21 protein-coding genes and 1 other RNA gene are annotated in these 20,642 nt (G+C 62.1%); 10 read left to right on the top strand and 12 right to left on the bottom strand.

Annotation, left to right across the window (positions count from 1 at the left end; translation table 11 throughout):
- Positions 1-10: 10 nt before the first annotated feature.
- The 7 genes from AB8A33_RS06005 to AB8A33_RS05975 form a co-directional block, all read right to left on the bottom strand.
- The gene (locus AB8A33_RS06005) at positions 11-421 is read right to left on the bottom strand and encodes an NUDIX hydrolase (protein WP_439091937.1); all 411 of its coding nucleotides are present in this window, start codon (positions 419-421) and stop codon (positions 11-13) included.
- A gap of 6 nt (positions 422-427) precedes the next feature.
- Positions 428-1,477, bottom strand: coding sequence for a Holliday junction branch migration DNA helicase RuvB (gene ruvB / locus AB8A33_RS06000; protein ID WP_439091936.1), 1,050 nt, complete (start codon positions 1,475-1,477; stop codon positions 428-430).
- The gene (locus tag AB8A33_RS05995) at positions 1,474-1,974 is read right to left on the bottom strand and encodes a hypothetical protein (RefSeq protein WP_439091935.1); all 501 of its coding nucleotides are present in this window, start codon (positions 1,972-1,974) and stop codon (positions 1,474-1,476) included. The genes ruvB and AB8A33_RS05995 overlap by 4 nt, the downstream gene beginning before the upstream one ends.
- Positions 1,971-2,588 (bottom strand): Holliday junction branch migration protein RuvA, encoded by a 618-nt coding sequence (gene ruvA, locus AB8A33_RS05990; RefSeq protein ID WP_439091934.1) that lies wholly within the window; start codon positions 2,586-2,588, stop codon positions 1,971-1,973. The genes AB8A33_RS05995 and ruvA overlap by 4 nt, the downstream gene beginning before the upstream one ends.
- Positions 2,585-3,112, bottom strand: coding sequence for a crossover junction endodeoxyribonuclease RuvC (gene ruvC / locus AB8A33_RS05985; protein ID WP_439091933.1), 528 nt, complete (start codon positions 3,110-3,112; stop codon positions 2,585-2,587). The genes ruvA and ruvC overlap by 4 nt, the downstream gene beginning before the upstream one ends.
- 85 nt (positions 3,113-3,197) lie before the next feature.
- Positions 3,198-3,944 carry a YebC/PmpR family DNA-binding transcriptional regulator gene (locus AB8A33_RS05980; RefSeq protein ID WP_439091932.1) on the bottom strand — a complete coding sequence of 249 codons (747 nt, stop codon included), beginning with the start codon at positions 3,942-3,944 and terminating at the stop codon, positions 3,198-3,200.
- Between the two features lie 27 nt (positions 3,945-3,971).
- Positions 3,972-4,118 (bottom strand): hypothetical protein, encoded by a 147-nt coding sequence (locus tag AB8A33_RS05975; RefSeq protein WP_439091931.1) that lies wholly within the window; start codon positions 4,116-4,118, stop codon positions 3,972-3,974.
- An 11-nt stretch (positions 4,119-4,129) separates the two neighbouring features.
- On the opposite strand from AB8A33_RS05975, the gene AB8A33_RS05970 reads away from it, so the two are divergent.
- From AB8A33_RS05970 to AB8A33_RS05950, 5 genes are all read left to right on the top strand, one after another.
- Positions 4,130-5,881 carry a methyl-accepting chemotaxis protein gene (locus AB8A33_RS05970; protein WP_439091930.1) on the top strand — a complete coding sequence of 584 codons (1,752 nt, stop codon included), beginning with the start codon at positions 4,130-4,132 and terminating at the stop codon, positions 5,879-5,881.
- A gap of 604 nt (positions 5,882-6,485) precedes the next feature.
- Positions 6,486-7,412 (top strand): polyphosphate kinase 2, encoded by a 927-nt coding sequence (gene ppk2, locus AB8A33_RS05965; protein ID WP_439091929.1) that lies wholly within the window; start codon positions 6,486-6,488, stop codon positions 7,410-7,412.
- Between the two features lie 307 nt (positions 7,413-7,719).
- Positions 7,720-8,184: a (2Fe-2S)-binding protein gene (locus AB8A33_RS05960; RefSeq protein ID WP_439091928.1), complete on the top strand. Its 465-nt coding sequence runs from the start codon at positions 7,720-7,722 to the stop codon at positions 8,182-8,184.
- 9 nt (positions 8,185-8,193) lie between these two features.
- Positions 8,194-10,386 carry a molybdopterin cofactor-binding domain-containing protein gene (locus AB8A33_RS05955; RefSeq protein ID WP_439091927.1) on the top strand — a complete coding sequence of 731 codons (2,193 nt, stop codon included), beginning with the start codon at positions 8,194-8,196 and terminating at the stop codon, positions 10,384-10,386.
- A complete protein-coding gene (locus AB8A33_RS05950) occupies positions 10,383-11,729 on the top strand; it encodes a c-type cytochrome (protein ID WP_439091926.1) in 1,347 nt (448 codons plus the stop codon). The genes AB8A33_RS05955 and AB8A33_RS05950 overlap by 4 nt, the downstream gene beginning before the upstream one ends.
- Positions 11,730-11,735: 6 nt before the next feature.
- Here the strand turns inward: AB8A33_RS05950 and AB8A33_RS05945 are convergent, their stop codons facing one another.
- The 5 genes from AB8A33_RS05945 to AB8A33_RS05925 all read right to left on the bottom strand — a co-directional run bounded on the left by AB8A33_RS05945 (position 11,736) and on the right by AB8A33_RS05925 (position 14,217).
- Positions 11,736-12,560: a TIGR00282 family metallophosphoesterase gene (locus tag AB8A33_RS05945; protein WP_092144867.1), complete on the bottom strand. Its 825-nt coding sequence runs from the start codon at positions 12,558-12,560 to the stop codon at positions 11,736-11,738.
- A gap of 1 nt (position 12,561) precedes the next feature.
- Positions 12,562-13,149 (bottom strand): 5-formyltetrahydrofolate cyclo-ligase, encoded by a 588-nt coding sequence (locus tag AB8A33_RS05940; protein WP_439091925.1) that lies wholly within the window; start codon positions 13,147-13,149, stop codon positions 12,562-12,564.
- A gap of 129 nt (positions 13,150-13,278) precedes the next feature.
- A non-coding RNA gene (ssrS, locus tag AB8A33_RS05935) (6S RNA) lies at positions 13,279-13,438 on the bottom strand.
- 59 nt (positions 13,439-13,497) lie between these two features.
- On the bottom strand, positions 13,498-13,881 hold the full coding sequence (locus tag AB8A33_RS05930; protein ID WP_068735170.1) for a cell division protein ZapA: 384 nt from the start codon (positions 13,879-13,881) through the stop codon (positions 13,498-13,500).
- 6 nt (positions 13,882-13,887) lie between these two features.
- A complete protein-coding gene (locus tag AB8A33_RS05925; RefSeq protein WP_439091924.1) occupies positions 13,888-14,217 on the bottom strand; it encodes a DUF4164 domain-containing protein in 330 nt (109 codons plus the stop codon).
- Between the two features lie 308 nt (positions 14,218-14,525).
- Between AB8A33_RS05925 and tkt the strand changes: the two genes are divergently transcribed.
- From tkt to fba, 5 genes are all read left to right on the top strand, one after another.
- The gene (gene tkt, locus AB8A33_RS05920) at positions 14,526-16,511 is read left to right on the top strand and encodes a transketolase (protein ID WP_439091923.1); all 1,986 of its coding nucleotides are present in this window, start codon (positions 14,526-14,528) and stop codon (positions 16,509-16,511) included.
- Positions 16,512-16,639: 128 nt separating this feature from the next.
- Positions 16,640-17,650: a type I glyceraldehyde-3-phosphate dehydrogenase gene (gap, locus tag AB8A33_RS05915; RefSeq protein ID WP_439091922.1), complete on the top strand. Its 1,011-nt coding sequence runs from the start codon at positions 16,640-16,642 to the stop codon at positions 17,648-17,650.
- 116 nt (positions 17,651-17,766) lie between these two features.
- The gene (locus AB8A33_RS05910; RefSeq protein WP_439091921.1) at positions 17,767-18,960 is read left to right on the top strand and encodes a phosphoglycerate kinase; all 1,194 of its coding nucleotides are present in this window, start codon (positions 17,767-17,769) and stop codon (positions 18,958-18,960) included.
- 77 nt (positions 18,961-19,037) lie between these two features.
- A complete protein-coding gene (locus AB8A33_RS05905) occupies positions 19,038-19,250 on the top strand; it encodes a hypothetical protein (RefSeq protein ID WP_439091920.1) in 213 nt (70 codons plus the stop codon).
- Between the two features lie 163 nt (positions 19,251-19,413).
- Positions 19,414-20,481 carry a class II fructose-bisphosphate aldolase gene (gene fba, locus AB8A33_RS05900; protein ID WP_439091919.1) on the top strand — a complete coding sequence of 356 codons (1,068 nt, stop codon included), beginning with the start codon at positions 19,414-19,416 and terminating at the stop codon, positions 20,479-20,481.
- Positions 20,482-20,642: the final 161 nt, after the last annotated feature.

Raw genomic sequence — 20,642 nt, 5'->3', positions numbered from 1 at the left:
GTCGAGACTGTCATTGCGAAAAACCGTGAGATGCGAGCGGCAACACGTGATCGCGCGTCAATGGTGCCAAAACGATGGCCTCCGGTGCGGCGGGATCGATCCAGAGCGCTTCGGCGATCTCGGCCTGGGGCGCGATCGCGCCATCGACCTTCACCGCATAGACATTCGCCCGCACCCGCCATCCCGGCTCATTCGCGGCGACGCTGTCGAACTGTCCGAGCGCTTGCGCAGAACCCGGCACCATTCGACATCCCAACTCTTCGCTGATCTCGCGCTCCAGCGCGGTCAAATCGTCCTCGCCGGCATCGCGCTTGCCACCCGGCTGCATGAAGGCCTCGGTGCCACGCTTGCGCACCACCAGCATGCGCCCAGCCTCGTCACGGATCACCGCGGCCACCACGCCGATCATCTTGTCGGTCATTGTGCGCTACTCCTCTTCGCCCGATCCAAACAACCCGATCTGGCTCGCATCGCGCTTCGGCTCCTGCAAACCGAGATGCTTGAACGCATGGGAGGTGAGCAGCCGCCCACGCGGGGTGCGCTGCAGATAGCCGCACTGGATCAGATAGGGCTCGATGATGTCTTCGATGGCGTCGCGCGGCTCCGACAGCGCTGCCGCCATGGTCTCGACACCGACCGGGCCGCCGCCATAGTTCATCGCGATGGTGGTGAGATAGCGGCGATCCATTGCGTCTAGACCGGCGCTGTCGACCTCCAGCGCAGAGAGCGCGTGGTCGGCGATCTTGCGATCGATAGCCGCAGCATCGGCTGCAGACGCGAAGTCGCGCACGCGGCGCAACAGACGCCCGGCGATGCGCGGCGTGCCGCGAGCACGGCGCGCGATCTCGTTGGCGCCTTCGGGCGTCATGCCGATCTGCAGCACGCGGGCGCCGCGCGTGACGATCTTTTCGAGTTCGTCGATCGTGTAGAAGTTCAGCCGCAGCGGAATGCCGAAGCGGTCGCGCAGCGGATTGGTGAGCAGTCCCGCGCGCGTGGTGGCGCCGACCAGAGTGAATTTCGACAGTTCGATCTTCACCGACCGTGCGGCAGGACCTTCGCCGATGATGAGGTCGAGCTGAAAATCCTCCATCGCCGGATAGAGCACTTCTTCCACTGCAGGGCTAAGACGGTGGATCTCGTCGATGAAGAGAACGTCGCGCTCTTCGAGATTGGTCAGCAATGCCGCGAGATCGCCGGCCTTGGCGATGACGGGACCGGATGTCGCACGAAATCCGACGCCGAGCTCGCGCGCCACGATCTGCGCCAGCGTGGTCTTGCCGAGGCCGGGCGGGCCCACAAACAATGTGTGATCCAGTGCCTCACCGCGCTTACGAGCTGCATCGATGAAGATCTGCAAATTCGCGCGCGCCTGTGCCTGGCCGACGAAATCGGAGAGCGACTGCGGGCGCAGCGCGGTGTCGCCGACATCGTCGGAGCGGCGCTCAGGTGTAATCATGCGATCGGGTGGCGTATTCATGATGCGACGTTACCACGGTGCAACGGCCGCGCGAACCACCAGCACAGGCTGGCTGGAATCACGGCAATACCCGCGAGCAATACCGAGAGCGACAGCGCCTGCGTGAATGATTGAACGCCTGGCAAAATCACCGCCGACGGTTCCGAGGGCTGAACGAACATTCCAAAACCGACGAAGCCGGCAATGCCGACGGCCGCAGCAAGCCACGCCATCCAGATCGCGTTTTGCCCGGCATAAACGGCCGACAGCGCGAAGACAACGCCGGCACCAAGCGACGGCAGAAGCGCCGCCAATGCAGCAACGAATGCCAGCAGCCACAGTGCAATCGAGACAAGCGATCTGAAACCATCGAGATCGGCGACAGAGAAGATCAATTGCAGGATCGACGCCCCCAGACCGACGACGAGCAACGACACGAGCGCAGCCACGGATAGCGAACCGACAACACCGAAGATAATGACAATGCCGATCACGCGGGCGATCCTGGCAAGGCTCACTTCGCCAATTCCTTCAGCCCGAGCTTGATGAGTTGCGCCGTCTCCGCACCCTCGCCTGCGCTGCGCGACGCGGCTGCGACGGCGGCCGCTGCCTGCGGCTGGCCATAGCCGAGATTGACCAGCGCGGAGATCGCATCCCTGACGGCGCCTGGCGCGCGGTTGTCGTCCATCGCGCCGGCGAGTTGCGCGACCACCGGATCGACGGACGCAAAGGCCGGCGCCTTGTCCTTCAATTCGCTGACGATGCGCTCGGCCACTTTCGGACCGACGCCCGGCGTGCGCGCCACGGCCGTCTTGTCGCGCAGCGCGATGGCATTGGCGAGGTCGGCCGGCGGCAGCGTGCTAAGCACGGCAAGCGCGACCTTGGCACCAACGCCCTGCACAGTCTGCAGCAAGCGAAACCATTCGCGCTCCATATCGCTGCGAAAACCGAATAGCTTGATCTGGTCTTCGCGGACATAGGTTTCGATGGAGAGCACCGCGGCTTCGCCAGTCTGCGGCAATGCCTGCAACGTACGTGCGGAACAATGCACCTGATAGCCGACGCCCTGTACGTCGAGGATCACGTAGTCCTCGCCGTAGGAATCGATCAGGCCTTTGAGTTTACCGATCACGCGCCGACGACCTTGAGACGCAGCATCGTGCTCTGGCGATGATGTGCATGCGTAATGGCGATGGCGAGCGCATCGGCTGCGTCGGCGGATTTCGGCTCGGCCTTCGGCAGCAGGATCTTCAGCATCACCTGGATCTGGTTCTTGTCGGCGTGGCCGGCACCGACCACGGTCTTCTTGACCTGATTGGGCGCATATTCGGCGACTGCGATACCGAACATCGCCGGCGTCATCATGGCGATGCCGCGCGCCTGGCCGAGCTTCAGCGTGGCGACGCCGTCCTTGTTGACGAAGGTCTGCTCCACCGCAGCTTCGGCCGGCTGGAAGTCGCCGAGCACCTTGGCGAGCCCTTCATGAATGCCAAGCAGCCGGCTCGCCAGCGGCAGATTGTCCGGCGGTTCCACCGAACCGCAGCCGATATAGGTCAGCCGGTTGCCGTCGATCTCGATCACGCCCCAACCGGTGCGGCGCAGGCCCGGATCGATGCCGATGATGCGGACAGGAGGGCGAATCGCAGGGTGTGTCATCCCACAGGAATAACGCCGCTCGGACCGGAACGAAATAGAAACACGCGGCCGTCCCAAAGGAATAGAGAGGAAACTGAGCCCGCGCTCAGCCGCCCATCTTGGCCATCAGCGCGTCGGACACCTCAAAGTTCGCATAGACGTTCTGCACGTCGTCATGCTCGTTCAACAGGTCCATCAGCTTGATCAGCTTCTCGCCGGTCTCGTCATCAACCAACAGCGTGTTCTGCGGCTTCCAGATCACCGCAGCCTTGCGGGCTTCGCCGAACTTGGCTTCCAGCCCCTTGGCAACCTCGCGGAAGGTCTCCTGCGAGGCGTAGACCTCATGGCCGCCCTCGCCCGACACCACGTCATCGGCGCCAGCCTCGATGGCGGCTTCCAGCATGTCATCGGCCGAGGCCTTTTCAGCGTCGTATTCGATCACGCCCACATGGTCGAACATGAAGGAGACCGAGCCGGTTTCGCCAAGATTGCCGCCGGATTTGGTGAAGTAGGAACGGATGTCGGAGGCGGCGCGGTTGCGGTTGTCGGTCAGCGCCTCGACGATGACCGCCACACCGCCGGGGCCATAGCCCTCGTAGCGGATTTCATCATAGTTCTCGCCGTCGGTGCCGATCGCCTTCTTGATGGCGCGCTCGATGTTGTCGCGCGGCATATTCTCCTGACGGGCAGCGATCACGGCGGCGCGCAACCGGGCGTTCATCGACGGGTCGGGCGTCCCCATCTTGGCAGCGACGGTGATTTCGCGCGCCAGCTTGCTGAACAGCTTGGACTTCTGGGCATCCTGCCGGCCCTTGCGGTGCATGATGTTCTTGAATTGGGAATGTCCGGCCATGCGGTCTCTCTTGAATCGTCAGGGTATTTAGGGCTGCGGCGCGGGGTTATAGGCCGCGAAATCGGCAAAATCAAAAATTTGCAGCCGAAACCGGCAGATCTTCGCAATACCGCAACCGACCTTAACCATCACTTCACGCCGAGGTGCAAGGTTACCCGCATAGATTGTATTCATTGGGGTCACCGATGGCGTTTGGACTGTTCCGCAAGCGGCAGCCGGAAGCGGCTGAAGTGGTCATAATTGCTGAAAACACAGCACCTTCTTTGGCACCGCAGCATCCTGAACCAGATACCGCTCGGGACATCCTGGAGTTGCTGGAACTCGAGCTGGGCGCGCTTATCCGCCAGCTTGAGCGTGCCGCGACATCCGTCGCCGGCGGCGCCGAATCGACCGCCACCACCCTCTCCGCCATCCGCGCCCGCACCGATGTGCTGGCCGACCGCAGCAGCGCCGCGCAATCCACCGCCACCACCTTTGCGCAGGCCGCCGACAAATTCACCCATTCGGCCAAGGGCATCGGCGCCCAGGTGCGCGATGCCAGCCGGCTTGCGGACGAGGCCGGCGCCGCCGCCCATGAAGCCAGCGCCAATGTGGACCGGCTGCGCGACTCCTCCGCTGCAATCAGCAATGTGCTGGAGCTGATCGCGCAGATCGCCCGGCAGACAACGATGCTGGCCCTGAACGCGACCATCGAGGCGGCACGCGCAGGCGCCGCAGGCCGCGGCTTCTCGGTCGTCGCCACCGAGGTCAAGGCGCTAGCGGTGCAGACGCAGAACGCGACCGAAGAGATCAGGAAGAAGATCGGCACCCTGCAGCGCGACGCAGCGAGTTCGGTCGATGCGGTGCATCGCATCTCCACCGCCATCGACGCGATCCGCCCGGTCTTTGCCAATGTAAATGGCGCAGTCGCCGAGCAGAACGCAACGACCAGCGAGATGTCGCATAACGCTGCCAACGCCTCGCAGTTCATCGTCTCGGTCGGCGACAGCGCCGCGGAAATCGATAGCGCTGCAAAGGAAGCGGCTGCCCATGGCGAGCATGTCGCGCAGGCCGGCCAAGCCGTGACGATGTTTGCCTCGCGGCTGAAGTCGCGTTGCGCGGTGCTGCTCAAACAGAGCGAGCGCGAAGACGAGCGACGACGCGAAAAGCTGCCATGTCACCTCAACGTCGATCTTCAGGCGCGCGGCGGCCAGATCAGCGCGCCGGTCTATGAAATCTCGATGGACGGCATCCTCATCGGCGGACCAGACGCAAACCGGCTTCCATTGCACGACATCGTTGCTGCCGAACTCAGCGAGGTCGGCCCCTGCCGCCTGCGCATTGCCGAACATTCCACTGCCGGCGCACAGGCACTGTTCGTCGCGCCCGACGGGGCTCTCGTCAGCCGGATCGAAGACCGGCTATGGGCGATTCATGATGAAAACACCGAATTCATCACCCGCGCCATTGATGCCGGCGCCGCGCTCAACAAGATCTATGCCGACGGTATTGCATCCGGCGCTATCAGCATCGACGACATGTTCGACGACAACTACGTCGAGATCCCCGGCTCCAATCCGGTACAGTACCGGACAAAGATTCTCGGCTGGGCCGACCGCGCACTCCCCGAATTCCAGGATGCCTTTCTGGCGAAGGACTCCCGTATGGCATTCTGCGCCATGATCGACCGCAACGGCTATCTGCCGGTGCACAACAGCATCTATTCGAAGCCACAGCGCCCGGGCGACGTCGCCTGGAACACCGCCAACTGCCGCAACCGCCGCATCTTCAACGATCCGGCTGGATTGGCCGCCGGTCGCAACACCCGTTCCTACCTGATCCAGAGCTATGCCCGCGACATGGGCAACGGTCAGATCGTGATGATGCGCGAGATCGACGTGCCTGTGCGCATAAAGGGACGCCATTGGGGCGGCTTCCGCACGGCGTACAAATTATGATCTGGGTTTGCACACGGCGCTGCGCTATTACCTGAGACTTGGCGCAGCGCCGCATGATCTCTCTGTGAGTCGGCTCGCAGCCCAAACTGTCAGAGCCTCCTAGCCGCCGCTCGTTCGGCCTTCCGCATTGTCATCTCCGCCGTATGAACCGCCGCCATACCCATATGGCGCGCTGTATCCGTATGAACCGGGGCCAGCACCAAATCCGCGATAGACCGTTACGGGGGCGCTTCCCTCATACCGCGCGTGAGAGGACATGATCCGTCGATGCTTGCTGGCAGCGCTATGCCCGTCTTTGGCCTGCGCGGTCCAGCTCGCAGTGCCGGCGATCAGTAAAGCGGCGCCCAACAGAATGAATTTATTCATCACATTTTTCCTTGGTCAATGAGCCCCGCGACCTCAGATGCGCACGCTTGGCTCTCAAGGTAGCGCCAATCACGCGTAGTTGAATTTCGGCTTGCGGTACCCCGTCCTGCATGGACAGCGGCGGCGAGACCCATTGGGGCCATTTCCCCATTCGCCCCGGGCCTGGGAGGCAGTGTCACACCGCTGACATTTGCATCGGTCCATAACCGTGGACCCATTCGATACAAGCGGAGCTGCCATGACCGAACATTCCCTCGACGACGCGCAAGCGATCCACGACCGCATTCGCGCAGAAATGCTGGACGGCTTCGACGAAGAACTCGAGCTCGAGATCGATGACGATCGTCTCGACGCCCTAACCAACGAAATGTCCGACCACAGCCCGGCTGAGACCATCGAGCGACGCCTCTATTTCAAGGAACTGTTCCGCCTGCAGGGCGAGTTGGTGAAGCTGCAGAGCTGGGTGCAGCAGAACAAGCTCAAGGTCGTGGTGATCTTCGAAGGTCGCGATTCCGCGGGCAAGGGTGGCGTCATCAAGCGGATCACCCAGCGGCTCAATCCGCGTGTCTGCCGCGTTGCCGCACTCCCCGCACCGAACGAGCGCGAGCGCACCCAGTGGTACTTCCAGCGCTACGTCTCGCACCTCCCCGCCGGCGGCGAGATCGTGCTGTTCGATCGTAGCTGGTACAACCGCGCCGGCGTCGAGCGCGTGATGGGTTTCTGCACCGAGGATGACGTGGAGGAATTCTTCCGCTCGGTGCCGGAATTCGAACGCATGCTGGTGCGCTCGGGCATCATCTTGGTCAAATACTGGTTCTCGATCACCGATGAAGCGCAGCACCTGCGCTTCTCGATGCGTATCGCCGATCCGCTCAAGCAGTGGAAGCTCAGCCCGATGGATGTCGAGGCGCGCACCCGCTGGGAACAATACACCAAGGCCAAGGAAGCGATGCTCGAGCATACGCATATTCCGGAAGCCCCGTGGCATGTGGTGCAGGCCGTCGACAAGAAGAAGGCGCGCCTGAACTGCATCGCGCATCTGCTCGAACAGCTTCCCTATCAGGAGGTCGAGCATCCGCCCGTGGTCCTGCCGGCACGCGTGCGCAATCCCGACTATCACCGCACCCCGGTGCCAGCAGAAATGTATGTGCCGGAAAAGTATTGAGTATATCAGCGGAGGCAGCGCACTTTGTGCGCTGCCTCCGACCTGACAACGCCGTGCTTGAACAAAGCATCTAAGTTTTGAGTAAAACGTATATACGCACTATTGGCGGCCCGTGATAGTTGCGCTGTTGTCGGCAACTGCATCGATAGTTGCTCATCGCAACAATTGCGCGCGCTTGCATCACGCAGTTGGGATATTTCCTTCTGTTGAAATGATGGCTGTAAGATTATACTAATTCCAATCGGTCTTCCGACGGGGCGTTATTGGACATCCCTGTCGAATTGGCTGCCGGTCGATTGGGGGTTCTATGGCGACAAATCTTACCATCAACGGCGAGCAGAAAACCTTCGACGCACCAGACGACATGCCCCTGCTCTGGGTGCTGCGCGACATTCTTGGCATGACCGGCACAAAATTCGGCTGCGGCGTCGCGCTATGCGGCGCATGCACCGTACATATCGACGGCAAGGCCGTGCGCTCGTGCCTGCTACCAGTCAGCGCAGCGAGCGGCCGCGCCATCACCACAATCGAAGGCGTCGGCGCGACACCGGTTGGCGCCAAGGTGCAGAAGGCGTGGCTCGACCTCGAAGTCATTCAATGCGGCTACTGCCAATCCGGGCAGATCATGTCGGCGGCGGCGCTGCTGGCCACCACGCCGCGCCCGGACGATTCCGACATCGATGCTGCGATGGCCGGCAATATCTGTCGCTGCGGCACCTATGTGCGCATCCGCGAAGCCATCAAGCATGCTGCTTCCGAACGGCAATCGTAGGAGCCAGCCATGACCATTACGGACAAGACGCTTGTTGCAGACAAGGTTCCGGGCCTCTCGCGGCGCGATCTCCTCGCTGGCGGTCTTGCTGGAGGCTTTTTGTTTGCCTTCCGCATACCTGTGCGCGCAGCCAATGAACCAACGCAGCCCCCCGATACAACCGAAGGCAAGTTCGCCCCCAATGCCTTCATCCGCATCGATACTACTGGCAAAACCACTCTGGTGATGCCGCAGGTTGAGATGGGGCAAGGCATCTATACGGCCATCGCCATGATCCTCGCCGAAGAACTCGACGCGGATTATGCGCAGATCGCGCTGCAGCACGCGCCGCCCAGCGACAAGCTCTATGGCAATCCGCTTTTTGTCATTCAGGCGACAGGCGGATCGACCTCGGTTCGCGCCTTCTGGAAGCCGCTGCGCAATGCCGGCGCAACTGCGCGTGCGATGCTGGTGCAAGCCGCAGCTGAACAGTGGCAGGTCGAACCTGCCAGCTGCACGGCGTCGAACGGGCAAGTGATGCATGCGGCCAGCGGGCGCAAACTGTCCTATGGCGAGTTGTGCGACGCCGCCGGCAAACTCACGCCGCCGAAGGACATCGCGCTCAAGGATCCGAAAGACTTCTCGGTGATCGGCAAGCCGCTGAAGCGCTTCGACACGCCGGACAAGGTCAACGGCAAGACGATCTACGGCATCGACGCGATGGTCCCGGGCATGACATTCGCGACGCTGGCACAATGCCCGGTGTTCGGCGGCAAACTCGCCAAGGTCGATGACCGCGCGGCGAAGAAGATTCCGGGCGTGCGGCAGATCGTGGTGCTCGACGACCTCGTGGCCGTGGTCGGCGATCACATGTGGGCCGCCAGGTCCGGGCTCGAAGCGCTCGATATCACTTGGGACGAAGGCCCCAACGCCAAGATCAGTTCGAAGGACATCTGGGCGCATTTGCGCACGGCCAGCGAGACGGACGGCGTGATCGCCAAATCCGTCGGCGACATCGCGAAGGGTCTCGCCACCGGCGAGCGGATCGACGCGTCCTACGAGATGCCGTTCCTTGCGCACGCGACCATGGAGCCCTTGAATTGCACGGTGCACTTCAAGGGTGATTCCTGCGAGGTCTGGACGGGCACGCAGATCATGTCGCGGGTGCAGTCCGAGGCTGCCAAAGCCGCTGGCTTGCCGGTCGACAAGGTGACGGTCAACCAGCACATGATTGGCGGTGGCTTCGGCCGCAGGCTTGAGCCTGACATGGTGGTGACAGCGGTGCGCATCGCCAAACAGGTCAATGGACCGGTCAAGGTGGTGTGGACCCGCGAAGAGGACATCCAGCACGACATTTATCGCCCCGTCTATCGCGACAACATTTCGGCGACACTGTCGAACGGCAAAGTGGTCGGCTTCAAGTACAAGATCGCAGGTTCGGCCGTGATCGCGCGCTGGCTGCCGCCTGCGTTCCAGAAGGGCATCGACATCGACGCTGTCGATAGTGCTGCGGACCAGCCCTACGACTTCCCGCATTTCCAGTGTGAATATGTCCGCGTCGAACCGCCGGCGGTGCCAACCGGCTTCTGGCGCGGCGTCGGCCCGAACAACAACGTGTTCGCCATCGAGAGCTTCATGGATGAGCTTGCTCGCAAGGCCGGCAAGGATCCCGTCGTGTTCCGGCGTGAGTTACTCGGCAAGGCGCCGCGGATGCTGGCGGCCCTCAATCTCGCTGCGGAGAAGGCCAATTGGGGGCAGCCGCTGCCAGCGCGCGTCGGACGCGGCGTGAGTATCCAGCCCACCTTCGATACCTCGATCGCGACTGTGGTCGAAGCGGAGATCGATTCGCAGGGTGAAATTCGTCTGCGTCAGGTCAACGTGGCGGTCGACTGCGGCATCGCCGTCAATCCCGATACGATTGTTGCGCAACTCGAAGGCGGCATCGTGTTCGGCCTCACCGCCGCGCTCTATGGCGACATCACCATCGAGAAGGGACGCGTGCAGCAGTCCAATTTCCACGACTATCGCATGCTTCGGATCGACCAGATGCCGAAAATCAATGTCCATCTCATCAAGAGCGGTGAAGCGCCCGGCGGTATAGGCGAGTGCGGCGTGATCGGCGGCCCGCCGGCACTGCGCAATGCGATCTATGCCGCGACTGGCGTTGCGCTGCGGAGGATGCCGGTCGACCGTGATGCGATCGCCGAAAGGAAGAAGTCATGACGCCCGCCGCACGTCGCATTCTAGGCAGCGTCATCCTGATCGGTGTTGTCGGCGCCGCCGGCGCTGCGCTCTATGTACGCGGCCCCGGACCGATGGCCTTCTCGGTCGGGCCGAAGGTGGCGCTGGCCGACTACAAGGGCCCCAATCCCACCGGCGTTCCCGCCAACATGACCAACGCCAGCCCGATCGAGCGCGGTGAATATCTCGCGCGTGCGGCGGATTGCATGGTCTGCCACACTGCACCCGGCGGAAAGGAATATGCCGGCGGCTTCGCGTTCAAACTGCCGTTCGGCACGCTTTACTCGACCAACATCACGCCGGACAAAGAGACAGGCATCGGCAACTACACCGATCAGCAGTTTCTCGACGCCGTTCGAAGCGGCAAGCGCCACGATGGCGCCCGGCTCTATCCGGCCATGCCCTATACGTCCTACACCTACATGACCGATGCGGACACGCTCGCGGTCAAGGCCTTTCTGTTCAGCCTCGCACCGGTGCGCGCAGCACCGCCTGAGAATACGCTGGCCTTTCCGTTCAATCAGCGCTGGGCAATGACGTTCTGGTCGGCATTGTTCAATCCCGATACGCGCTTCGAGCCCGATACATCGCAAAGCCCGGAATGGAACAGGGGCGCCTATCTCGTCGAAGCGCTGGCGCATTGCGGCGAATGCCACACGCCGCGCAATCTCGGCTTCGCGCTCGACAACCGCAAGAAATTCGCTGGCGCCCTGACCGCCGGATGGCGGGCCTTCAATATCACCTCGGACAAGACAACAGGCCTTGGGAGCTGGAGCGACGACGATGTCGTTTCCTATTTGTCGATCGGACATGCCAAGGGTCACGGCACCGCTTCGGGGCCAATGGGCGAAGCCGTGGACCACAGTTTCAGCAAGATGGCGCCGACGGATATCAAGGCGATGGTCGCATTCCTGCGCACAGTGCCGGCGCTGCCCTCGCCTGACCTGCCCGCAAAACTCGCGCCACCCGCACCGCCCTCGCACAAGGACGGCATGACAGCGAACGCGCTTGGCAAGACGGTCTTCCAGGGCGCATGCGTGAGCTGCCATAGCTGGACAGGCGAGAGCGCACTCTCGCCCATGGCCACACTGACCGGCGCGTGGGCCGTTAACGATCCCGGCGCGACGAATGTGGCGCAGATCGTGATCTCCGGCACCAAGCGGCATACGCCGCAAGGCGCGCTGTCGATGCCAGCTTTCGGCAAGAGCCATTCAGATACGGAGATCGCGGCTGTCGCGAATTACGTGACCGCGCGCTTCGGCAGCAAGGGATCGCAGATCACGGCAAGCGACGTCGCGGATCTCCGCAAGCAGACGGAGCAGTAGGCCGAACTAGTTCAGCCAGAACTCGGGCACGGCCTGCGATAGTCGGCCACCGAGCCGCACCGGCGCGATGCGCGAGGCAAGCCCCGTCTTGTCATCGGTTTCGACCGCAACGCCCGACAAGGTCGCCGGGCCGAAGGCGGGCTCGAAACGGCCGGAGGGAATGCCGGTCGTGAAGCGCCTGACAGGCTCTTCCTTCTGCATACCGATCACGGAATCATAGTCGCCGGTCATGCCGGCATCGGTCATGTAGGCGGTGCCGCCTGCGAGGATTTGATGATCAGCGGTCGGCACATGCGTATGCGTGCCGACGACAAGGCTGACGCGGCCATCGCAGAAGTAACCCATGCCCTGCTTTTCGCTCGAGGCTTCGCCATGGAAATCCACCACGATGGCGTCCGCGGCTTCCACCAGCGGACAGGCATCGATCTCCTTGCCGACAGCGCTGAACGGATCGTTGAGTGGCTCCATGAAGACACGCCCCATGGCGTTGATCACCAGCGCACGCGCACCGTTCTTGGCGTCGATCAGCGCAGCACCGCGGCCCGGCGTGTGGCGCGGGAAGTTCAACGGACGGATCAGACGTGGCGCGCGTTCGATGAACACCAGCGCCTCTTTCTGATTCCAGGCGTGATTGCCGAGCGTCACCGCATCGGCGCCGGCGTCGACCAAATCGTTATAGATCGTCTCGGTGATACCGAAGCCGCCGGCGGCGTTCTCGCCATTGATGATGACAAGATCGAGCTTCCAGTCGCGGATCAAGCCCGGCAGTTTTTCGAGGATCACCACGCGGCCGGTTTTGCCGACCACGTCGCCGATGAAGAGAATACGCAAGTCAAATGCTCCGAAAATCAATCGTCCGGGTCTCGGTTAGCACATAATCCAGCGCGACGTCGTGCGGTTGCATGGGAATGGCCTCGATTTCCTGGGTGTCGAAGGCCACGCCCACGGAGATAAATGGCTTGATGGCGTGCAGTTGCGCGAAGGTGCGATCGTAATGCCCCGCGCCATAGCCAATGCGGTGGCCGGCGCGGTCGAATGCCGCGAGTGGTACCAGCAGGATATCGGGGATCAGTGGCGGCGCCTCGGGTGCTGGTTCCGGAATGCCTAGTGAACCGCGCACCAGCGCATCGTTCGGGCTCCAGATCCGAAACATCAGGGGTTCATCACGGGCGATGATCACCGGGAGTGCCAATTGCGCCCCCCGGACGGCAAGATGCTGCATCAACGGGATCGGATCGATTTCGCTGCGAATAGGAGAATAGCCAGCGACGATGCTACCGGCCCAGACAGGGAAAGGCAGCCCACGCGCTGCGATCGCCTGTGCGGCTGCCGACCGTTCGGCCTCACTCAGCGCCGTGCGGCGCGCCAACGCGGCGATGCGGAGCTCAATCTTTGTCGGAGTGGGCGGCGTGTCGGACATGCCGCACGATATGCTGTCCGCAGAGCCTGCGGAAGCGCAGGACCGGTCTTCGCGATCATCTTTGGCGAGCGAGGTTAAGATGCACGGCAAATGCCACGCAAACGGGCGCAGCCATCAAGAAAGTGAAAGCGCGAAGCCACGATGGCCGTTGAAGCACTCGATCCCGGAGCACCTACGAAAGTAGGTGGGCACCATGTGACCAGGTCCACGGACCTGGTCAGGGACAGTTCCCTGAAGGATCGATAAGGCCCCGGGGATATATGGCTCCTGACGCGCGACGCAGCCTCGCCTCCGCAATGTAGGGGTTATGAGACGGATGCGCCAGTGCCGTTAGGACCGCAGCCTACGTTATCCAATAGCAACGCCGCCGCCGATGGTGCGGTTGAGCACCTGCGTCGTCTTCTCGATCCGCTCTGCCGCAGCATTCAGGGCCGCGGCAACCGCCGTCTGCGTCGCCCGCGCGCGATCCGCGGCGACAACGCGCACATCGCGCAATGCGGCGAGTTCTTCCTGCAGGGCACGGATCTGCTGATTGGCATCGACCAGTTCGTCGGCAATGGTCAGCGCTGCCATCACCGTCAGCCGCGCATCGCCGATCTCACCGAATTTGCCACGCAGATTTTCGACGCGCGATTCTAGGCTTTCCGCCAGCCGCAGCAGGCGGGTTTCTTGCCCCTCCTCGCAGGCCATACGGTATTGCCGGCCATTGATGGTGACGTTGACGTGGCTCATCTCACTTTACTCATGCGCGTTGTCAGTCGCCAGCACCGCGCGAATGGTGCCGATGGCGGTATCGAGCTTGTCGGCGATCTCGCGATTGGCGCGCTCTAGCCGGCGCGATTTCACCAGCGTGCCATCGAGCTCATCCGCCAGCCGTGACCGGTCGGCGCCGAGCGCCTGAATACGGGTGGCAAGCTCATCCTCGTCGCGATCCGCCTCACGGCGGCGCTCGACCGCACTTTCCAGAGCATCCAGCGCCGCCATCAACCGCCGCGTGGCAGCGTCGATCTCGGCCGCACCGCCATTGGCGGGATCGGAGGCTGTGAGATGGGCGGGGCGTTCGATCATACTGGGTTACGCGGACCTTGGGTGTTATGCGACCGGAGCTCAAAAACCACGGCTCCGCAAGCGTTTAGGCCCTGAAACTTAGGTTGCAAGCGAGCCGGACGCAACGCCGCTTAAAAGCTATGCACCGCAAAGCCGACAAAAACCGCCCGTAGATATCCACAGATCAGAACTGTCCGGGAGACCTTGGACTCCCAGGAACCCAGATGCTATCCACCAGTTTCTCCAAAGCGATCCCAACATCTCGCTGCAGACCGCCCCTCTTGCGGACGCAAAATATTCCATTCCTTTCAATTTAGACGGAAACCGACATGGCGCAGGTTGATCACTCCAAAATGGCCAATGCGATTCGTGCCCTCGCCATGGACGGCGTGGAAAAGGCCAAATCCGGTCACCCTGGGCTGCCGATGGGCGCCGCCGACGTCGCCACCGTGCTGTTTACGCAGTTTCTCAAATTTGACGCAGCCGATCCGAAGTGGCCGGATCGCGACCGCTTCATCCTCTCGGCCGGTCACGGCTCGATGCTGCTCTATGCCCTGCTCTATCTGACGGGCAACAAGGAGATGACGCTCGATCAGTTGAAAAACTTCCGCCAGCTCCATTCGAAGACCCCCGGGCACCCTGAGAACTTCCACACCTCAGGCGTCGAGACCACCACAGGCCCGCTCGGCCAGGGCATTGCCACCTCCGTCGGCTTCGCGCTCGCCGAACGCATGCTGGCCGCCGAATATGGCGACGTGGTCGATCACTACACTTACGTGCTGTGCTCCGATGGCGACCTGATGGAAGGCATCAGCCACGAAGCGATGGCGCTTGCCGGCCACCTCAAGCTGTCGAAGCTGATCTTCCTCTATGACGATAACGGCATTTCGATCGACGGCCCGCTGTCGCTCGCCGACAGCGTCGATCAGGTTGCGCGCTTCAAGGCTCATGGCTGGAATGCCGTGCACGTCGATGGTCACGACCAGGTGGCCATTGCCGCCGCTATCAAGCAGGCGCAAGCCTCCGACCGTCCGTCGATGATCGCCTGCAAGACCACCATCGGCTTCGGTGCACCAACGCGCGCTGGCACGTCGAAGGCCCATGGCGAACCGCTGGGCGCTGAAGAACTCGCAGGCGCCAAGAAGGCGCTGGACTGGAATTACGGCCCGTTTGAAGTGCCGGATGACATCCTGCAGGCTTGGCGCAATGTCGGTAAGCAGGGCGCGTCCGCCCATGCTGACTGGACCAAGCGCTTCGAGGCCCTGCCGGAAGACAAGCGCAGCGAATTCACTCGCCGTAACGATCACGTTCGGCCGGCCGCTATGGCAGATGCGATTCGGGCGCTCAAGAAGAAGTTGATCGCCGAGCCGCAGACTGTGGCGACCCGCAAGGCAAGCGAATTCGCACTCGAAGCACTGGTCCAGGTCGTGCCGGAAATGGTGATCGGCTCAGCCGACCTGACGCCGTCGAACAACACCCGCACCAAGCACGCCATTGAGGTGAAGCCCGGCGACTTCAAGGGCCGCTACATTCACTACGGCATTCGCGAAATGGGCATGGCCGCAGCCATGAACGGCATCGCACTGCATGGCGGCTTCATTCCGGCCGGCGCGACCTTCATGTGCTTCACCGACTATGCACGCCCGGCGATGCGCATTTCCGCACTGGCGCAGATTCCGGTCATCTACATCATGACCCATGACTCGATCGGTCTCGGCGAAGACGGCCCTACCCACCAGCCGGTGGAGCACCTGGCCGCGATGCGCGCGATGCCGAACATGCGCGTGTTCCGCCCGGCAGACACGGTCGAGACCGCCGAATGCTGGCAGCTCGCCATGGAGAAGACCAACGGCCCAACCATGCTGGCGTTATCGCGCCAGAATCTGACGCCGGTGCGTACCACCCACCACGACGACAATCTCTGCGCCACCGGCGGCTACGAGCTGATCGCGGCCAAGGGCAAAGCCGCCGTGTCGATCTTCGCCTCGGGTTCGGAAGTCGAGATCGCCGTCGCTGCGCAGAAGCAACTGGCCGACAAGGGCATCGCGACGCGGGTCGTCTCGGTCCCCTCGCTCGAACTACTGCTGGAGCAGCCTGAAGAGCGCCAGAAGGCGATCATTGGCGACGCGCCGATCAAGATCGCCGTCGAAGCCGCAGTCCGGTTCGGCTGGGATGCCGTGATCGGACACGATGGCACCTTCATCGGCATGAAGGGCTTCGGCTCGAGCGCGCCGGCCAAGGAGCTTTACAAGCTGTTCGGCATCACGGCCGAAGCCGTGGTCGAGGCTGCAACCAGCAAGCACAACGCGGCTTAACTCTATCGGAACGTTGGTAAATTTGACACATTGCACCAGCGTTCCATTCAGGGCATGAAACGCCCGTCACACGTCACTATATGAAGGCCCTCACGCGAGGTTTGAGCCTAATAAAAGGGAGAAGTTGAATGGCAGTCCGGGTTTCGATCAACGGTTTTGGCCGCATCGGCCGCAACGTCCTGCGGGCGATCTACGAGTCCAAGCGCACCGACATCGAAGTCGTCGCCATCAACGATCTGGGGCCGGTTGAAACCAACGCGCATCTGCTGCGCTTCGACAGCGTGCATGGCCGCTTCCCCGGCGAAGTCACTGTCGATGGCGATAGCATCCAGCTCGGCAACGGCAACAAGATCAAGGTCACCGCGGTGCGCGATCCGAACACGTTGCCGTGGAAGGATCTCGGCATCGACATCGCGCTCGAATGCACCGGCATTTTCAGCGCTAAGGCAAAAGCGACATCGCATCTGACCGCAGGCGCCAAGCGCGTGCTGGTTTCGGCTCCTTCTGACGGCGCCGACGCAACTATCGTTTACGGCGTCAACCACAAGACGCTGACCAAGGAGCACCTCGTGGTCTCCAACGGTTCGTGCACCACCAACTGCCTGGCGCCCGTCGCCAAAGTGCTGAACGAGACCGTCGGCATTGAGACCGGCTTCATGACCACGATCCATGCCTATACCGGCGACCAGCCGACTCTGGACACGCTGCATAGCGATCTCTATCGCGGCCGCGCTGCTGCGATGTCGATGATCCCGACCTCGACCGGAGCCGCGAAGGCCATCGGCCTCGTGATGCCCGAACTGGCCGGCAAGCTTGACGGCGTTTCGATCCGCGTGCCGACCCCGAACGTCTCGGTAGTCGATCTCAAGATCATCGCCAAGAAGAGCACCACCAAGGAAGAGATCAACGAAGCCATCAAGAAGGCTGCTGCCGGCGAGCTGAAGGGCGTGCTTGGTACCACCAGCCATCCGAACGTGTCGATCGACTTCAACCACGATCCGCATTCGTCGACCTTCGCCTTCGACCAGACGAAGGTGCAGAACGGCACGCTGGTGCGCGTGCTCTCCTGGTACGACAACGAGTGGGGCTTCTCCAACCGCATGGCCGATACCGCCGTCGCGATGGGCAAGCTACTCTAAAACAAGAGCGTTATCCCGGGCGTAGCGCAAGACGCTGCGTCCGGGAGCAACGAATGTAGCGGTCCCCGCTTCGCGGCGCGCCGCTGTGCGCTGACCTGCGTTTGGGACACAACATCATGACCAATTCTTTCCGCACCCTCGACGACGTCGATGTGAAGGGCAAACGCGTTCTCGTGCGCGTCGATCTCAACGTGCCCATGGATGGTGGCAAGGTTACCGACGCAACGCGGCTTGAACGCATCGCGCCGACCATCACCGAAATTTCCGACAAGGGCGGCAAGGTCATCCTGCTCGCGCATTTCGGCCGCCCCAAGGGCCGCGACGACAAGAACTCACTGAAGCCCGTTGCTGCGGCACTTGCCGATGTGATCAAGAAGCCGGTCGCCTTTGCCGACGACTGCGTCGGCGACGTCGCAACCAAGGCCGTTGGCGCCATGAAGGACGGCGACATCCTCTGCCTTGAGAACACGCGCTTCCATTCTGCTGAGGAGAAGAACGATCCGGCTTTCGTCGCCGAACTCGCCAAGCTTGGCGATATCTGGGTCAACGACGCATTCTCGGCGGCGCATCGCGCCCACGCCTCCACCGAGGGGCTCGGCCACAAGTTGCCCGCTTATGCCGGCCGCACCATGCAGGCCGAGTTGGACGCCCTCGGCAAGGCGCTGGACGCACCGACCAAGCCGGTGATCGCCATCGTCGGCGGCGCCAAGGTCTCGTCGAAGATCGATCTGCTCGAAAATCTCGTCACCAAGGTCGATGCGCTCGTGATCGGCGGCGGCATGGCCAATACCTTCCTGCATGCTCAGGGTGTCAAGGTCGGCAAGTCGCTGTGCGAGAAAGATCTTGCGACGACCGCACTGCGCATCATCGACAAGGCTGAAGCGTCGGGCTGCGCCATCATCCTGCCGGTGGATGCCATCGTCGCATTCCACTTCGCCGCCAACACACCGTCTCACGCCTACGGCCTCGATGCGATCCCCGATGAGGGCATGATCCTCGACGTTGGTCCGCAGTCGATCGAACGCATCAACTCGGCCATCGACGATGCCGCCACGCTGGTCTGGAACGGTCCGGTCGGCGCGTTTGAAATGACGCCGTTCGATCGCGGCACAGTCTCTGGGGCCAAGCACGCCGCGGCACGCACCAAGGCGAAGAAACTGATTTCAGTAGCCGGCGGCGGCGACACGGTGGCTGCGCTCAATCACGCCGGCGTCGCCGATGACTTCTCCTACATCTCGACCGCCGGCGGCGCTTTCCTCGAATGGATGGAAGGCAAGCCGCTGCCGGGTGTGGAAGTGCTGAAGAAGTAGTAGCTCCGCATTTTTGCCGTAATACTTGTGGGGCTCACGATGTTTATGGTATGTTCCTGCCCCAAGCGATCAGCATAATGACCGATACCCTCATCGCGATCCGCAAGGATATTGCGTCGTTTCGTAACTCGGTTGAACAGCGTCTTGATCGGCTGGAAGAAATGGGCCGTAAGCAGCGTCGGGACGCTGCCGGCATGCTCGTAATGATGCGTGCGACTGCTGGCGATTTCGACGAGCGCGTGACTGAAGTGGAAGAGCACGTCGCGGCACTCGAAGCTCGCGAACATTAGTTACCGGGAATTCCATTAGCTGGAACGCTGGGCCATCGTGGCGATTAACGTTGGCTGTATGCGCGACTGATGGCGTCTTGGATTCGCCGTCTCCTCGCGCTAAGAGCCATATATCCCTCGGCGCGGCGTTTGCGCCTGTCCCAATTTACAAGGAGCTTCCTGCATGGCCCGTATTACGTTGCGTCAACTGCTCGATCACGCGGCAGAACACGATTACGGAGTGCCGGCCTTCAACATCAACAATATGGAGCAGGCCCTGGCCATCATGGACGCGGCCAACTCCGTCGATGCGCCCGTGATCATCCAGGCGTCGCGCGGTGCCCGCTCCTACGCCAACGACATCATGCTCAAGCACATGATGGACGCGGTCACCGAAATCTATCCGCACATTCCCGTCTGCGTGCATCTCGATCACGGCAACGAAGCTGCAACCTGCATGACCGCAATCCAGGCCGGATTCACCTCGGTGATGATGGACGGTTCGCTGAAATCGGACGGCAAGACAGCGGCGGACTGGGACTACAATGTCGGCGTGACCAAGACAGTGACCGACATGGCGCATCTCGGCGGCATCTCCGTGGAAGGCGAACTCGGCGTCCTCGGCTCGCTGGAGAGCGGCATGGGCGAGGCCGAAGACGGCCACGGCGCGGAAGGCCAGCTCAGCCATGACCAGTTGCTGACCAATCCCGACGAGGCCGTGAAGTTCGTCAAGGAAACCCAGGTCGACGCGCTGGCGATCGCCATGGGCACCTCGCACGGCGCCTACAAATTCACCCGCAAGCCCGACGGCGATATCCTCGCCATGAACGTGATCGAGGAAATCCACCGCAAGCTGCCGAACACCCATCTGGTGATGCACGGCTCGTCCTCGGTCCCGCAGGACCTGCAGGACATCATCAACAAGTTCGGCGGCCAGATGAAGCCGACCTGGGGCGTGCCGGTGGCCGAGATTCAGCGCGGCATCAAGCACGGCGTCCGCAAGATCAACATCGACACCGACAACCGGATGGCCATGACCGGCCAGATCCGCAAGGTGCTGAGCGAGAACCCCAGCGAATTCGACCCGCGCAAATATCTGAAGCCGGCGATGGAAGCCATGGTGAAGCTCTGCAAGCAGCGCCTGCAGGAATTCAATACCGCCGGCCAGGCCAGCAAGATCAAAAAGGTGCTGACCACGGCCGAAATGGCCAAGCGTTACGCATCGGGCGAGCTGAACGCGAAGATCGCCTGAGCCCAAACTGCCAATTGACTGGGTTTCAGCCTGCCATACAGCCTATGGCAGGCTGAATTTTTGCCGGAATCGGATGCGGACGGGCTCATTGGCCGGCCAGATGCTCGGATTTTGCCCGAGAACGGTCTAGATTGACCTGCAGGACTAGCCCACTCAGGACA

The sequence above is a fragment of the Tardiphaga sp. 813_E8_N1_3 genome (genome assembly GCF_051811025.1).
In the GTDB taxonomy this organism is placed as follows: Bacteria; Pseudomonadota; Alphaproteobacteria; order Rhizobiales; family Xanthobacteraceae; genus Tardiphaga.
The sequence above is the reverse complement of the archived record's forward strand: the minus strand, read 5'-3'. Positions and strand labels throughout refer to the sequence as shown.

Coding starts and splice junctions, on each gene's coding strand:
- AB8A33_RS05950 (WP_439091926.1), top strand. CDS start 10,383: ATGACGCCCGCCGCACGTCGCATTCTAGGCAGCGTCATCCTGATCGGT.
- AB8A33_RS05905 (WP_439091920.1), top strand. CDS start 19,038: ATGACCGATACCCTCATCGCGATCCGCAAGGATATTGCGTCGTTTCGT.
- ruvC (WP_439091933.1), bottom strand. CDS start 3,112: ATGACACACCCTGCGATTCGCCCTCCTGTCCGCATCATCGGCATCGAT.
- tkt (WP_439091923.1), top strand. CDS start 14,526: ATGGCGCAGGTTGATCACTCCAAAATGGCCAATGCGATTCGTGCCCTC.
- AB8A33_RS05955 (WP_439091927.1), top strand. CDS start 8,194: ATGACCATTACGGACAAGACGCTTGTTGCAGACAAGGTTCCGGGCCTC.
- AB8A33_RS05910 (WP_439091921.1), top strand. CDS start 17,767: ATGACCAATTCTTTCCGCACCCTCGACGACGTCGATGTGAAGGGCAAA.
- fba (WP_439091919.1), top strand. CDS start 19,414: ATGGCCCGTATTACGTTGCGTCAACTGCTCGATCACGCGGCAGAACAC.
- AB8A33_RS06005 (WP_439091937.1), bottom strand. CDS start 421: ATGACCGACAAGATGATCGGCGTGGTGGCCGCGGTGATCCGTGACGAG.
- ruvB (WP_439091936.1), bottom strand. CDS start 1,477: ATGAATACGCCACCCGATCGCATGATTACACCTGAGCGCCGCTCCGAC.
- AB8A33_RS05925 (WP_439091924.1), bottom strand. CDS start 14,217: ATGATCGAACGCCCCGCCCATCTCACAGCCTCCGATCCCGCCAATGGC.
- AB8A33_RS05975 (WP_439091931.1), bottom strand. CDS start 4,118: ATGAATACAATCTATGCGGGTAACCTTGCACCTCGGCGTGAAGTGATG.
- AB8A33_RS05960 (WP_439091928.1), top strand. CDS start 7,720: ATGGCGACAAATCTTACCATCAACGGCGAGCAGAAAACCTTCGACGCA.
- AB8A33_RS05930 (WP_068735170.1), bottom strand. CDS start 13,881: ATGAGCCACGTCAACGTCACCATCAATGGCCGGCAATACCGTATGGCC.
- gap (WP_439091922.1), top strand. CDS start 16,640: ATGGCAGTCCGGGTTTCGATCAACGGTTTTGGCCGCATCGGCCGCAAC.
- AB8A33_RS05940 (WP_439091925.1), bottom strand. CDS start 13,149: ATGTCCGACACGCCGCCCACTCCGACAAAGATTGAGCTCCGCATCGCC.
- ppk2 (WP_439091929.1), top strand. CDS start 6,486: ATGACCGAACATTCCCTCGACGACGCGCAAGCGATCCACGACCGCATT.
- AB8A33_RS05970 (WP_439091930.1), top strand. CDS start 4,130: ATGGCGTTTGGACTGTTCCGCAAGCGGCAGCCGGAAGCGGCTGAAGTG.
- AB8A33_RS05980 (WP_439091932.1), bottom strand. CDS start 3,944: ATGGCCGGACATTCCCAATTCAAGAACATCATGCACCGCAAGGGCCGG.